We start from the raw sequence: 14890 nt of genomic DNA, 5'->3' as shown, positions 1-14890 counted from the left end.
TAAATTTTTAGAGTTCTTTCGATTTAAATAAAGGTTTAAAGTTCCTCCATAAGAAAACGAAAGATTTTTCTGTTTTTAGCTGCAAATTCGCAACTAATAAACAATAACCTTAACAATTTAAAAATCCGATTTTTTTATTGTATTGGACAATCATTATAGATCCTTTTTATACATGTAATATAAAATCGGGATTATCCCTTTGAAATTTTTCACGCAAGCAGACAATACTTGCTGCAGAGGTAAGTTTTGAGCAAAAAAAAATATTATAATTTAAAAAACACTGACTTGTACACATTTATGAATTCAGGCTGGAATTCTGTGGTATCACTTTGTTTTTGGAAATTATAATATTTTGTATTTCAAACTTATATAAAAAAAATCAAACTGCCAAAGATTTTTCTTACTATTTAAATTGGTTTGGGATATTGCCTTTTTACAGCAACAATACATAACTAAACCTAAGGATACAATCTAATTGATTTCTAATAAGGAAATATTAAATTATAAAAGCAGAAGAAAAAAGAAATTGCACCTACTAAAACATCAAAAATCAATAGTCTTTTAAATACAGAAAAAGAAATAATACAGTTAACGAAAAACCTTGCAAGAAGCTGAAAGAAAAAGAAACTAAAAATTTTTAGACTAAATGGATTGTAAATTATTGCATGCTGAAAATTCATTCTAAGAATTTGAGAAAAAGCCCTCGTAAGTCCACGGCTTTTACAGTACATCAATGGAAATCCTTCACAGGATGAACGCAAACCAAAATTTAAATAGGGAAGAAAAAAACAATAAAAAAAGATAAACAGAATTAATAAAATAAAAATTAAATTTATTTTTTTATAAGAATTCATTTTATAAATAATTTCTAATTCAACAGGTTACAAGATTTATTTAATTTGGATTGAATCAGTTATTATTTTAGTACTTGCAGAGTCTATTTTTACAGTATGTATTTCTATTGAGTCTATTTTATTTATTTCGTCTTGTTTAGAATCAAGAAATTTAAAAAAACTAAAGAAAGATGCAACCCAAATAATATTAATTACAATTGCTACAATACCCAAAATTAAACCTGCTTTTGACAATTGTGTTGAAGCGTTATTTTTTTTTGCCTGAAAAAAACTTATAGTTCCAAAAATTAATGCGATAATCCCTAAGATAACAGAAATAAATGCGATGAAACACGGTATAATTGCAACTATTAAAGCCATAATACCAAATACTAAAGCCAAAATACCCATGTTTTGTCCAGCATTTGAAGAATACATTTTATTATTCATTTATATAAGATTTTTTTTACAAATATATAGAAATAATTTTACTCAGTTACTAGTGCATAGTACTCTTTTTTTTTAACTCTTAGGATATTGCTTCTTTATATTCCTTATTAACTCCTCCAAACCATTTAATTTTAATTCATAAATAAGCTGTAGCTGCTGGCCTAATTCTCCTTTAGGAAATCCTTTATTATGATACCAAACCACATAATATTCAGGCAAATCAATTAAGTATCTACCTTCATATTTTCCGAAAGGCATTTTGGTGTGAGCTAATTTTATAAGTTGCTTTTTATCTTGATCCATAGTTTTTAAGAAGAAAGAAGCAAGAAGAAAGACCAATGCCTTCTTCTTGCTTCAATTAGTTGCAAAGCTATTATTAATTTGCCACAGATTAAAAGGATTCTCACAGATTATTAAATCAAAAATTAAAAAACTTAGAACCTCAGAATCTTAGAACCTTAGCACCTTTTAAAAAAAGAAGCAAGAAAAAAGAACTTATTTTCGTTCCCTCTTCCTGCTTCAAAAATATTATTTAAGACTAAGCACTAAATTTCAAAAGATTAAAAAAACTTAGAACCTTAGCAACTTAGCACCTTAGAACCTTTTTTTAGTAATGCCATCTCACGAAAGCTTCCATTGCAGCATAAGTTGCCAAACCTAACTGGTGGTACAATTCTGCTGTTTCGCGGTTTCTGTCTTCCGCTCTCTGCCAGAACTCTCTTGCATCTGTTCCTTGAAAAACAACTCCGTCTTTTTGTGACTGGTGTTTGAAGATTCCGTGACGTTTTGCTAAAACTTGGTCTGGGCTCATTGGAACTGCCATTTCAACTTCGTCAATTCCCCACTCTTGCCAAGCTCCACGGTATAACCATAACCAGCAGTCGTTCATGAATTCTTTTGGCTTTAAAACTTTAACTGCCTCAAAAATAGCATCTAAACAAACTTTGTGTGTTCCGTGTGGATCTGCTAAATCACCAGCGGCATAAATTTGATGTGGCTTAATTTTTTCAATTAAATCAACTGTCAACTGAATATCTTCTGGACCGATTGGTTTTTTCTCGATTGTTCCTGTTTCGTAAAAAGGCAATTCCATAAAGTGAATTTGAGAATCCGGAAGACCAACAAAATGACTTGTAGCTCTCGCCTCTCCTTTTCTAATTAAACCTTTAATATAACGAACTTCTGGAATATCAATTTCGCTGTTCTTTTTGTTCTGTAAAAATGCTTCTGCTTTTTTGTAGATACTATCTGCCTCCGCACTTTTAATTCCGAACTTTTCATTGTAATCAATTACGAATCTTGCGAAACGTAAAGCTTCATCATCTGCGACAGCGATATTTCCTGAAGTTTGGTATGCAACATGCACTTCATGTCCTTGCTCTTGCAAACGCATGAAAGTTCCTCCCATACTGATAATATCATCATCAGGATGCGGACTAAAAATCAATACGCGTTTTTTAGCCGGCTCTGCTCTTTCAGGACGGTTTGTATCGTCTGCATTTGGTTTTCCACCTGGCCAACCTGTAATTGTATTTTGTAATTTATTAAATATCTTAATGTTAGTATCGTAAGCTGGACCTGAATCCGCCAACAAATCGCTCATACCATTCTCGATATAATCAGCATCTGTAAGCATTAAAATTGGTTTTTTAAGATCTAATGCTAATCCTAAAACTGCTTTACGAGTCAATTTATCTGTCCAAACAATTTTTTCAACCAACCAAGGTTTGTTGATTCTCGTTAATTTTGAAGAAGCTTCTTTGTCTAAAATAAAAACTGCGTTGTTATGCTCTTGCAAGAATGAAGCAGGAACTCGATTTGTAACTTCATCTTCAACAGATTTTTTTACAATGTTTGCTTTTCCTTCACCCCAAGCTAACAAGATCACTCTTTTTGCTTCCATGATTTTTTTAACACCAAGCGTAATCGCAGTTCTTGGCGTATTATTTAAACCAAAGAAATCTTTACTTGCCGCAACTCTTGTAATATGATCTAAAGCCACCAAACGAGTTTTAGAGTTTTGAAGCGAACCAGACTCATTAAATCCGATGTGTCCGTTTCCTCCAATTCCAAGAATCTGAAGATCGATTCCGCCCAAAGCTTCAATTTTAGCTTCATATTCGTGGCAATAATCTGCAATTTGTTCTTTTGTTAAAAGTCCGTCTGGAACGTGAGCGTTTTCAGGTAAAATATCGACATGATCAAACAAAAGCTCTTTCATGAAACGAACATAACTGTTGATTGAATTTGGTTCCATTGGATAATATTCATCCAAGTTAAAACTGATTACGTTTTTAAAACTCAAACCTTCTTCTTTATGAAGACGCACTAATTCAGCATACAAACCTTTTGGAGAAGAACCAGTAGCTAATCCTAAAATACAAGGCTTTCCTTCTTTTTGTTTTTCTTTGATTAAAGACGCAATTTCTTGCGCTACTTCTTTTGAAGCATCCGTTGAGTTTTCAAAAACAACTGTGTTAATGTTTTCGAATCGTTTTTCGAAACCTGTTGCTTTGTCGATTTTACTTTTTAACATGATATATTAATTTTTATTTTTTGTTCAACTATTCCATTTCCTGTATTTATGCCCTTTAACAGCATAAAACAAAATCATTGCATAAGAAGGCAACAGCATTAAATATGCTAACTGATTTCCACTTTTCGAAACCTCTTGCATATTTTTTGCAACATTTGCAGAATTGATACTTTCGGTGATCATTCCGTAAAAAAGTGGAAAAACTGCTCCACCGATAATTCCCATAATCAAAATAGCACTTCCAATCTTTGTATAACCACCTAAATCTTGCAGAGCCATTGGCCATATTGCTGGCCAACACAAAGCATTTGCTAGTCCTAAAAGCGCTACTAAAAGTATCACCAATGGTATATTTGGAGTTCCTGGCAATGCAATCATTATCTTTGGAGAGATCAAAACAATTGCCATAACTAGCACCAAACCAAGCAATCCAGACACTTTTAAAGCAGTGACCTGCGAAACATATTTAGGAATCAAAACTATACCAAGAATATAGCCGATCACCATTGCTGACATGGTAAATGAGGTCAATTTGAGATAAAAATTCCCTTCTTCACCATAAACTCCCAGCTGTTTTCCGAAAGCTCCAATCGAATCTCCCGCCAAAACTTCGGCAGATAAATACAACATTAGAGTTATTACTCCTAAAACTAACTGCGGGTGCTGAAAAGCATTTTTAATTTGTTTAAAAACACTCAATTCTGACACATTTCCATCTTCGCCCAAATCAATTTCTGGAAGAGGAGAAAATTTCACCATTAAAGCTAAAACAGTAATAATCAACCCCATATAAAGATACGGCGTTTGTAATTGTAAAGCAAGAGAATTTAATGCGCTAGTTTTTGCAGCTTCATCCATCAAGGCAATTTTGTCTGCGGTAAAGTCCTGCATATTAGACAAAACCAAAATAGTAAGCACAATTGGCGCAACAAAACCTGCCAATTTATTTGCAATTCCTAAAACGCTAATTCTTGCAGCAGCACTTTCTCTTGGGCCAATTACAACAACATACGGATTTGAAGCTGTCTGTAAAACTGCCAAACCAGTTCCCATGATAAATAAAGCTAATAGAAACAAGAGAAATGTACGACTTGAAGCCGCTGGATAAAACATAAAAGCTCCTGCGGCTATAATCAACAATCCTAAAGAAATTCCGTTTTTATACCCCACTTTTTCAATAATATAAGAAGAAGGAACTGCCATTACGAAGTAGGCAATATAAAATGCGAAAGTCACAAAATAGGCTTGCGAAGAAGTTAATTCGCAAGCTAATTCAAAAAACGGAATTAGTGGTCCGTTAAGCCAGGTTACAAATCCTAGAATAAAAAACAATAAGGTTAAAATTACCATAGGAACAATGGTACTTTTTTTCTCCAGCTGTAATGTACTTTGAATGTTTGTCATAATTTTTGGTTGATTTAGTTATAGATTTATTTAATTCAAAATCTAAATTAGAATCAACTCTCACATTATTGATTGCGTAATTTATGCAAATATCTGCATTTTTTTTGCAAAACAAAAGTACTACATTAAATTTCCTTATTCTCTAATTTAGATATGAAAGTTTTGTTAATTTTTATTATTCCAATTTAAATCAGGATAATATTTTGCCAAATATGTTTTTACTTCGGCAATATCTTCTTTTGCGGTTAGGTCTGGAACGTGCTCAGAAAACGGAATTCCGATCGTTGTATTCGGATTTTCCTTAACAGAATTCAAAAGAACCGTCGGAAGCTCCTTTTCATCACGCTCTGGATGAACAGGACAATTTTTAAGATGCACATATAAGGTCTTGCCATTAAACTTAAAAGCATTCATACTAACACGTATTTTTCCTTCCGTATCTTTATATTGCTCCAAATCTTCTTCTGTAGGTTTTTCTAAAATATCCAGCAACTGATTATTCTGGTCCAATTTTGCAATTGCAAAACGCGAAATACGCTCCAGCGGAAAATCCATTGCATCACGATCATAACTAATAAAAGCATTCAGACTTTCAGTTTCTCTCAAAGCAAGCAATGCTTCAGCCGAATACAAATTATCGCTGTTGCAAACCGAATAAAACTGCGAATTTAGTTCTGGATATTGCTCTACAGCTTGAAACAGAGCATCTGCAGTTCCAAAAGGCTTCACTCTTCCTTCAGGAATATACTGAACAGCAAATGAAATATTGAGTCCGTGAAAATCGTTATCCTTCATTTTACTTCCATAAAATTCTTTAAACAATTCTCCTTGCTCTCCTATTATAATATAAATGTTTTTATAGCCTGCTTTTTTTGCATTCCATAAAAGATAATCCAAAAGAGGCCTTCCGCTTGCACCAACACCTATTAAGCCTTTACTCCTTTCATTAGCCTGAGCAATTTCTTCTGGAGAAAGATTATTGGCAACTGCTTCTTTTTTCATACGAGAAGAAGCTCCACCTGCTAAAATCACTAAATTGTCGTGCATTTTATTTAATTTTCAATATTATTAATAATTCGTACTCCGGGATCAACATTTACCGCATAAGCTTCTTGTGCTCCAGCATGTAAAATCGCTTTTATAACCACATCTTCATACTTAGGATCAGCAATTACAACAATACTTCCACCACCGCCAGAGCCCACAATTTTTGCTCCGTATGCTCCTGCTTTTAATGCAGCGTTAACCATTGCATCTATTCTCGGAACAGTTATTTTCAGTAAATCACGCAAAACTTCATGATGGGCATTCATTAATGCACCTATTTTTTTTAGATCTAAAACCGGTTTCTCAAATTCCTTTAATGCTTCTTTGGTATAATGATAATTTTTGATTGCCGCTTCAAAAAACGGAATCATGCGATCTGGCAGACAATTTCTGTATTTATCCAAATCTTCTATTTCAGCAGCATTTAAATCAAACTGCGGATAATTCTGTTTCACAATATCAATTGCCATTAAAGCATTTCCTTTCAGCTCACCAAGAAGTCCGATAGTTTCCTTTGGAACACCTGAAACTCCTGTAATCAAACCTTTTAACTCCGTTCCTATTACATTAAAAGAAAACGGTTTTTTGGTATTAATGTAGACAATATTTCCAACGCCAATACTAAAATGATCCATCATTCCGCCTGGCTCTCCGTGCTCTAACACTTCAGATTCATAACCTAATTTAGAAAGAAATTCAGGCGTAACTTCATGATCTATTCCGAAAGCTTCTATCAGGAAACGAATCCAAGCCATTAATAAGGCTGACGAACTCGAAGTTCCTGAATTAATTGGAATATCTCCAGTAATGGTAATCGTATAACCAGATGTTGGTTTACAGCCATATCTGCGCAAGACACGCAACGAGGATGCAAAATAATCTCTTGGTTCTAATTTTTCGAAAGCCTCGTGTATATTGATAACTCGAATTTCATTAATATCAACCATATTCAGAACAAATGTGTCGGTCTGATTTTCTTTTGCTATTAATTTAATACTTCTATCTATCGCACAGGCTATAACAGGCAATCCTAAATAATCTTGATGATCTCCAAAAAGACAGGTTCGGCCGGGAGCTAATGAGGTAATTTTTTTCACGTAAACACATTGTGTTAAAATATTGCAATTCAATAAATTACAATATTATTAGGTTATCTTTTTATTTTAGTTTTTCGGTTTTGATTTCACGAAACTATAGATTATATTTTTATAAAACAAGAAAAAATACAAAAATGTGCTCGAACACACTATTTTTATGTTCTCGAGCACATTTTATAATTCTTACAGAAAAAATGCATTTATTAAATCAAAGTTTTTATATTTGTCTATATGGATAAAAAGTACACAATTAAGGATATAGCACAAATGGCTGGAGTTTCTAAAGGAACTGTGGATCGCGTGCTGCATAATAGAGGAAAAGTCTCTCCTGCTGCACTCGAAAAAATCAATGAAGTTTTGAATGTAATTGATTACGAACCCAACTTAATTGCTAGAAATTTAAAAAGCACAAAAGTGTACCGCATTTGCGTTTTACTTCCAGATCCTGTATTTGACCCATACTGGCTTCCATGTGTTAACGGAATCCAAGACGCTATAACAGAATTCAAGGCTTATAATGTGGTTATTGAAACGCATTATTTCAATCCTGAAAGCACAAAATCTTTTTTAAAGACTCATGAAGCTATTGTAGCCAAATCGCCAGATGCTGTTTTATTAGCACCGCTTTTCCATAAAGAAACCATAGAAATCATAAAACAATATGAGGAACTGGGAATTATGGTAAACACTTTCAACAATCAAGTTGAATCTTCGTCAATAAAAAGCTTTGTTGGGCAAGATCTATACAAAAGTGGCCGAGTTGCTGCAAGTTTAATGAATTTAATTCTGTCGAAAGGCCAAATCGCCATTATCCATATTGATGAAAGCCTTAAAAACGCGATTCACATGCAGGAAAAAGAACGAGGTTTTAGAAGTTATTTTGAAGAAAAAGACCTTTCAGATTTTTCTTTAACCACTTTAAAACTCAAATATTCTAACATCGAAACTAAGCTTCCTGCCTTTATAAATGAAAATCCAGATTTAAGCGGTATTTTCATCACCACTTCAAAAGCTTACCAAATCGCTTCTACGCTTTCAAATATAACAGACGAAAAAATCGCTTTGATCGGTTACGACTTAGTTGATAAAAACGTCAGCTTTCTTAATCAGGGATTGATTCATTTTTTAATTCATCAGAATCAGAAGAGACAAGCTTATTTGGGAGTCAGCACTTTAGTCGAACACTTTTTATTCCGAAAAGATATTCCGGAAACTATTTTGCTTCCTATTGATATTATAAATGTCGAAAACGCTTCTTTTTACATTAGCTAGGATTTTGCCACGAAGCCACTAGAACGCAAAGTTTTTTTTATTTGAATCTCGCAATCCCGATAGCTATCGGGAGCGGAGGCGCAAAGTTTTTTTATACTTTCAATACTTTACTTGTATTCCAGTTTAGTTCATCGTTTCAACCACGGACTGTGTTTAAAAATAGACGCAAAAAAACAACAAAAGTTAAAGCTGGAGGCAATCCAAATTAGATTATTCCCTTTAAAAAAAACCTTTGCGTCTTCGCGCCTTTGTGGCAGGCAAAACTATTCCATCAAAACAAATTTCCCGAAAGAAGAAGCGATATGAAAATTCGGTTCTGCAGTATTAGGATCTACCCACGTTATCCAGGTTGGTTCGTAATTTCCGCCTTTTTGCTTGACAAATTTAGCCCTGTAAACCCCAGTTTCGATAATATTATCATGAATTAAATCCAATTCTTTTAAAGATGCAATACTAATTGATCCCGCAACCGTGAAAGAAACTTCGTCTTTTGAAGATGCCAACTTTATATGGTTTTCAGCCCACTTCCAGTCATAGTCAAAAATTTTATCTGGACGCGCTTCGAAATCCAACAATCTAGTTGAAGGATCTATTTCTAAACAATAATAAGGATTAAGCTTATCATTACTCCTAAAAAACAGCTCCACTCTATCTGACTCACAAATACTGTCTACACTATTATCTTTCTTATCTATATAGATATCCGTGTCAAAAACCCTAAAATTAAAATAGAAATTATCCTTATCCCAGAGTGCACGAAATTCAATTCTTAAAACTGGATCATTATTCCATGGAGAAGTAAAATCGGTCAAACAATTTGCTTTTTCCCAAAAAAAAGAATCTAAAATACGGGTTGCATTTTCTTGATTTTTATCTATTATTTGTATGTGGTATTCTTTCAAAATTCTTCTTCTTAAAATCTGTTAATTTTTCATTTTCAAAAAAGGTCAAAATGACCATTAATTCATTTCGCGTTTTCGTCCTTTTTCTTCGTGACCAATATAGTTCAAAAATCGAATTAAAAAACAAACCGAATTCATAATTAAAACCAAAAATTCCGCTCTTTTCAGCATAAGAAAAGACTGCTTAATTTTTACGTTTTTCGTTTAGTGATTGCGAAATTCATAAGTTTTTAATAAATCCTTATTTATAATTCAAAAAACCATCAATATTACACACACTGTTTTTTCTAAATTATTTTAAAAATATCACAGCAATTTAAGTCAAAAAAAATGATTCACACAATTTTATGTGCTCGAGAACATAAAATTTGTGTGTTCGAGCACATTTTTTGTATTTTTTCTTGTTTTATAAAAATATAATCTCTAGTTTCGTCAGAGATTAATCTTAAAACTAAGTTAATTATGAAAAATATTCGGTGATTTTCACGCTTCAGGAAGTAAAAAATTGAGCTAAACAAGCAGTATTTAAAGCAAAAAACAAAAGCTCTGATTGATCTAAAAAACAACTCAATCACAACACAATTAAAAAGGCAAAATGAATTTCCAGATCAAAAAAGAAATCTAAAACCTACAAACAAAGAAAAAACAATTAAACATTAACCAAAACCAATTCAAAGTATGAAATTATTAACCCAAAAAAAGCCAAGAGATTTTCGGATTAACAATTTATCCCGTAAAGAAATCGGAATAACGGTTCTCTCGTTATTAGTTTTTACATTTCAAGCCTCTGCAGCTTCTTCTATAAATATTTCTGATAAAAACAATACGGCACTATTTTTTGAAAAAACTGTAAAAGGTACTGTAACAGATCAAAACGGCATGCCTCTTCCTGGCGCCAATGTTGTAGTTAAAGGAACTACAAAAGGTGTTCAGACAGATGTTGACGGGACTTTTGCCATTACAGTTCCAGATAATGCTACAAAACTTGTGATTACTTTCATTGGTATGGAAGATCAAGAAGTAAGCATTGGAAGCTCTCCTTTAAAAATTGTCATGAAAGAAGCTGGACAAAAACTAGAAGAAGTTGTTATTGGATACGGAAAATCTAAAAAAAAAGACCTTACTGGTTCTGTGAGTTCACTTAGCAAAGACAATTTAAACTTAGGCGGAACGGTTGCAAATGTTGGACAAGCTCTTCAAGGACGTGCTTCGGGAGTACAGGTTCAGCAAAATAGTTATGCACCGGGAACAAATCCGCAGGTTGTAATTAGAGGTGGAAACTCAATCAATACTTCTAATGCTCCGTTATATGTTGTTGACGGATTCATTACTAGTACTGGAGCTTCAATTAGTCCAAACGACATTGAAAATATTCAGATTCTAAAAGATGCCGCTTCTACTGCAATTTACGGTGCTCGCGGAGGAAATGGGGTAATTTTGATTACAACTAAAAAAGGAAAAGCTGGAAAAATGAATGTGGAAGCTGAGATTTCTGATGGTTTTCAAAATATCATAAAAGAACCATCTTTAATGACTGGACAGCAATATGCAGATTATCAAAATGCTCTTAATGCTGAAAACGGAAGACCTCCACTTTTCCCTTCAAGCTTCCCTGTTGCCAACACTAACTGGTTTGACGCTGCAACTCGTCCTGGCGAAGTGCTTAACAGAACGCTTACTTTTAGCGGAAGCGACCAAACTTCAAAATTCTTTCTTTCAGGAAACTATTTAAAACAAACTGGAGCTATAGTTAATACTGATTTTGAAAGATATACTGTGAGAATGGGTGCAGAAAAGAAATTCAACGATAAGCTGACCATGGGTATGAATGCTTATGGCGCTTTTGCTGAAGGAAATAATAGTGATTTTGGCGATAATATTTTGTCTCCAATGTTCTCTATCCAAACTGCTCCGCCAGCTATTCCAATTTACAATGCAGATGGTTCTTATTATAAATTTCAAGGAAAAGACAATGCATTAGCACTTTTACTTGAACCGACAGATCATACAATCAACAGATTGGTAAACGGAAACATGTTTTTAGATTATCAAATTATTAAAGGATTAACATATCATTTTGGTGCTGGTGCAGAATGGCAGGAAAACATTCAAGGAAAATATACTCCAAGTACTTTAGTAGCAGGAGCTGCATTAAAAGGTTCTGGTTCAGAAGAAAACAAAACATATTTCAGATGGAGTACAGAACAATATTTAACGTATAAATTTGACATCAAAGAAGTACATGCAATTACTGCAATGATCGGTACTTCTAACCAAAAAGATACGTACGAAAGAATGAGAGCTGCAGGTACTGGTTTTTCTAGTGACTTATTGACTTATTACAACCTGCAAGGAGCTTCAGTATATTTAAAACCTGAAACAGAAAAAACAGAAACGAAATTGACATCTTATTTTGGAAGGTTAAATTATGCTTTCAATGATAAATACCTAGCAACCTTTACTATTAGAAAAGACGGTTCTTCTCGTTTTGGTCCAAATAACAAATTTGGTATTTTCCCTTCTGGAGCCGTTGCCTGGAAAATATCTAACGAATCTTTTATGCAAAACGTAAAAGCAGTTTCTGAACTTAAATTGAGAGCAAGTTATGGTATCACAGGTAGTGACGGTATTGGGGATTATGCTTATATGAGCCGATTGTCTTCTTGGGGTGTAACTATTTCTCCAGATCAATTCGTATCAGGAACTGAGCCTGCCAACTTAGCAAACCCAAATCTAAAATGGGAACAAACTGCTCAAACTGATATTGGTTTAGATTTAGGTTTATTTAATGACAAACTTTCTATTACATTCGATTATTACAAAAAAAGAACTAGTGATGCCCTTTTAAATGTTCCTGTTGGAGGATGGTGGGGATTTGATACTCAAAGAATTAATTCTGGAGTAATTGATAACCACGGTGTCGAATTAGGAATAAGCACAACAAACTATAGAAATGATAAATTTACTTGGACGACTTCTTTAAATGTTGCATATAACAAACAAGAAGTGGTATCTCTAGCTGACAATGTAAAAATCATCAGTACAAATACTTCAAATCCAAGCGGAACGGTTTCTGGTCAAGAATTTACTAGATTGGAACCAGGAAAAGAAATGGGAGTTTTGTTTGGTTACAAATACGCCGGAGTTATCAAAACTGGAGAAACTTACGCTCCTCAACCATTATCTGTTGCTGGAGATCCTAAGTATGTAGACGTTGATGGCGATGGTAAAATTACAGCAAAAGATAGAACATATTTAGGAAATTCTATCCCGCATTATGTGGCTGGTTTTAATAACGATTTCAGATATAGAAATTTTGATATGAATATCTTTTTCCAAGGCGCTTTTGATTATTCAGTTTACAATATGACTAAAATGGTTGGTGAGTCTTCTACAAGCACTGATGCTCTAAACCGTTGGGTTGCTGGAAAAAACGAAAACACAGATATTCCTAGAGATGGTTATTACAAAAGCACTTACGGAAGTTATGTGAACTCTAAATTTGTTGAAGAAGCGTCTTATTTGCGTCTGAAAAATGTTTCTATCGGATATACAATTCCTGAAAGCGCATTAAAAACAGTAAAATTTATTGATAGCATTAGATTGTATGCGATTGGACAAAATCTTTTGACAATTACAAACTATTCTGGAAATGACCCTGAGGTTAATGGACATTTTACTCCCGACAATGCAACAAAACAAAATTTAGGTGGAGGAATCGACTTTAACTCATTCCCAGCTTCAAGAACTTTTATACTTGGAATTAAAGTAGCAATTCACTAGTCTAAAATGCTTTATAGTAACATTAAATTGATTCAAATGAAAAAATATACAATCTTATTACTTTTACTTGCCGCTGGAACACAAGTTTCTTGCAATCAAGATCTTGATCCCACGGTATATAGCAGCTTGACTAATACCAATGGGTATCAGACAAAATCGGATGCTATTGCGGCTATCAATTCCATTTATGGAAGATTAAAAGGACCTTCTGTAGGCGATAACTTTTCTTATTGGGCTACAAGACACTTTGCCCTTACTGATATCGCAACAGATTTAGGACATTGCCAATTTGGAGGAGATCCAGGACAATTATCATTAGGAACTTGGAACTCAGCAAACGGTCTTCTAAAAGAAGATTGGAACGCGATGTATAAATTGATTGCCAATGCTAATAATGCGATTTTCAACATTACACCAATGGGTGGAATTACAGCTGCAGAAAAAGCACAATTTATTGCAGAAGCTAAATTCTTAAGATGTTCTGCTTACATGGATTTAACAGATTCTTGGGGACCAGTAATTTTAATTACAGAAGCCAATCTAGGAAATCCAGGTTATTTAGATCAAACTCCACCATCTTCTGTAGAAGAAATCGATGCTTTTATGATTAAAGAATTAACCGAAGCTGCTGATGTGCTTCCAGTTAATTATAAAAACAATGATATTTATGGTACAAACGATGTGGGACGCGCTACAAAAGGTGCTGCTCTTACATTATTGGCAAAATTATACTTGAGAAGCCATGATTGGCAAAAAGTGGTTACCTATACACAAAAAGTAATGGATTTAAACGAATATCATTTATATCCTTCTTACTTAGGTTTGTTTAAAGAAAGTAACAAATGGTGCAGCGAAAACATCTTCTCTTCTTTAAGCGATGCCAACACAAACGGAACTGAATTACTAAATCACTTTGGTCCTGTTGATCACCCTGTTGTTCAAAACAGATGGCAATATTATACTGTAAACTGGGATTTCTACAACACTTTTGGTGACGAAGATGAAAGAAAACAATGTTTCTTTCCAGAATTTATGGGTACAGACGGTCTTCTTCATAAACAAGCACCTTCATTGGGAGCTCAACCGCCAGCTGGAGAATTCTACATGCAAGATGTTTCTACAAAAAAATATGCTGACGACGAAACGACTACTTATTATGATGGCCATAGTGTAAACATCCTTCGTTATGCTGATGTTTTATTGAGCAGAGCTGAAGCCTTAAACGAAATTAGCGGGCCAACTCAAGAAGCGATTGACCTTATCAATCAAGTAAAAGGAAGATCACATGCAAAACTTCTAGTTTTATCAGATCACACGCAAACTAGTTTAAGAGATGCCATTTTACAGGAAAGAGGTTGGGAACTTTTCTACGAAGGAAAACGCCGTTCAGATTTAATCAGAATGAACAAATATGATGTTTTGGTGAATGCATATCACCTTAGAGTTGGAGAAGCAGCTTTAATCAAAATGCCACAAAACAAATATTATACTTATCCACAAAGTCAGGTTGATCTTAATCCAAACTTAAGCAACTCCGACAGACAATAAAAAATACCCAATCAAGAA

General features: G+C 33.7%; 10 protein-coding genes. 3 read left to right on the top strand and 7 right to left on the bottom strand.

What is annotated here, in order from left to right:
- Nucleotides 1-890: 890 nt before the first annotated feature.
- The 6 genes from OZP10_RS16820 to OZP10_RS16795 form a co-directional block, all read right to left on the bottom strand.
- On the bottom strand, nt 891-1283 hold the full coding sequence (locus tag OZP10_RS16820) for a hypothetical protein (protein WP_281631913.1): 393 nt from the start codon (nt 1281-1283) through the stop codon (nt 891-893).
- Between the two features lie 72 nt (nt 1284-1355).
- The gene (locus OZP10_RS16815; protein ID WP_281631912.1) at nt 1356-1586 is read right to left on the bottom strand and encodes a DUF3820 family protein; all 231 of its coding nucleotides are present in this window, start codon (nt 1584-1586) and stop codon (nt 1356-1358) included.
- Between the two features lie 304 nt (nt 1587-1890).
- A complete protein-coding gene (gene nagB / locus OZP10_RS16810) occupies nt 1891-3819 on the bottom strand; it encodes a glucosamine-6-phosphate deaminase (protein ID WP_281631911.1) in 1929 nt (642 codons plus the stop codon).
- Between the two features lie 24 nt (nt 3820-3843).
- Nucleotides 3844-5223, bottom strand: a complete 1380-nt coding sequence (locus OZP10_RS16805; protein ID WP_281631910.1) for a sugar MFS transporter — start codon at nt 5221-5223, stop codon at nt 3844-3846.
- A gap of 165 nt (nt 5224-5388) precedes the next feature.
- The gene (locus OZP10_RS16800) at nt 5389-6270 is read right to left on the bottom strand and encodes a sugar phosphate nucleotidyltransferase (protein WP_281631909.1); all 882 of its coding nucleotides are present in this window, start codon (nt 6268-6270) and stop codon (nt 5389-5391) included.
- A 5-nt stretch (nt 6271-6275) separates the two neighbouring features.
- Nucleotides 6276-7367, bottom strand: coding sequence for a GHMP family kinase ATP-binding protein (locus OZP10_RS16795; protein WP_281631908.1), 1092 nt, complete (start codon nt 7365-7367; stop codon nt 6276-6278).
- A gap of 231 nt (nt 7368-7598) precedes the next feature.
- Here OZP10_RS16795 and OZP10_RS16790 point away from each other — a divergent pair, with 231 nt between their 5' ends.
- On the top strand, nt 7599-8639 hold the full coding sequence (locus tag OZP10_RS16790; RefSeq protein ID WP_281631907.1) for a LacI family DNA-binding transcriptional regulator: 1041 nt from the start codon (nt 7599-7601) through the stop codon (nt 8637-8639).
- A 263-nt stretch (nt 8640-8902) separates the two neighbouring features.
- On the opposite strand, the gene OZP10_RS16785 is transcribed toward OZP10_RS16790, so the two are convergent.
- The gene (locus OZP10_RS16785) at nt 8903-9541 is read right to left on the bottom strand and encodes a sugar-binding protein (RefSeq protein ID WP_281631906.1); all 639 of its coding nucleotides are present in this window, start codon (nt 9539-9541) and stop codon (nt 8903-8905) included.
- Nucleotides 9542-10219: 678 nt separating this feature from the next.
- Between OZP10_RS16785 and OZP10_RS16780 the strand changes: the two genes are divergently transcribed.
- Nucleotides 10220-13324, top strand: coding sequence for a SusC/RagA family TonB-linked outer membrane protein (locus tag OZP10_RS16780; RefSeq protein WP_281631905.1), 3105 nt, complete (start codon nt 10220-10222; stop codon nt 13322-13324).
- Between the two features lie 36 nt (nt 13325-13360).
- Nucleotides 13361-14872, top strand: coding sequence for a RagB/SusD family nutrient uptake outer membrane protein (locus tag OZP10_RS16775; RefSeq protein WP_281631904.1), 1512 nt, complete (start codon nt 13361-13363; stop codon nt 14870-14872).
- The last annotated feature ends 18 nt before the right edge of the window (nt 14873-14890 follow it).

The sequence above is a fragment of the Flavobacterium luteolum genome (assembly GCF_027111275.1).
In the GTDB taxonomy this organism is placed as follows: domain Bacteria; phylum Bacteroidota; class Bacteroidia; order Flavobacteriales; family Flavobacteriaceae; genus Flavobacterium; species Flavobacterium luteolum.
The sequence above is the reverse complement of the archived record's forward strand: the minus strand, read 5'-3'. Positions and strand labels throughout refer to the sequence as shown.

What these genes read in the sequence shown, in the direction of transcription:
- OZP10_RS16820 (WP_281631913.1), bottom strand. Translation starts at nt 1,283, where the DNA reads ATGAATAATAAAATGTATTCTTCAAATGCTGGACAAAACATGGGTATT.
- OZP10_RS16815 (WP_281631912.1), bottom strand. Translation starts at nt 1,586, where the DNA reads ATGGATCAAGATAAAAAGCAACTTATAAAATTAGCTCACACCAAAATG.
- nagB (WP_281631911.1), bottom strand. Translation starts at nt 3,819, where the DNA reads ATGTTAAAAAGTAAAATCGACAAAGCAACAGGTTTCGAAAAACGATTC.
- OZP10_RS16805 (WP_281631910.1), bottom strand. Translation starts at nt 5,223, where the DNA reads ATGACAAACATTCAAAGTACATTACAGCTGGAGAAAAAAAGTACCATT.
- OZP10_RS16800 (WP_281631909.1), bottom strand. Translation starts at nt 6,270, where the DNA reads ATGCACGACAATTTAGTGATTTTAGCAGGTGGAGCTTCTTCTCGTATG.
- OZP10_RS16790 (WP_281631907.1), top strand. Translation starts at nt 7,599, where the DNA reads ATGGATAAAAAGTACACAATTAAGGATATAGCACAAATGGCTGGAGTT.
- OZP10_RS16780 (WP_281631905.1), top strand. Translation starts at nt 10,220, where the DNA reads ATGAAATTATTAACCCAAAAAAAGCCAAGAGATTTTCGGATTAACAAT.
- OZP10_RS16775 (WP_281631904.1), top strand. Translation starts at nt 13,361, where the DNA reads ATGAAAAAATATACAATCTTATTACTTTTACTTGCCGCTGGAACACAA.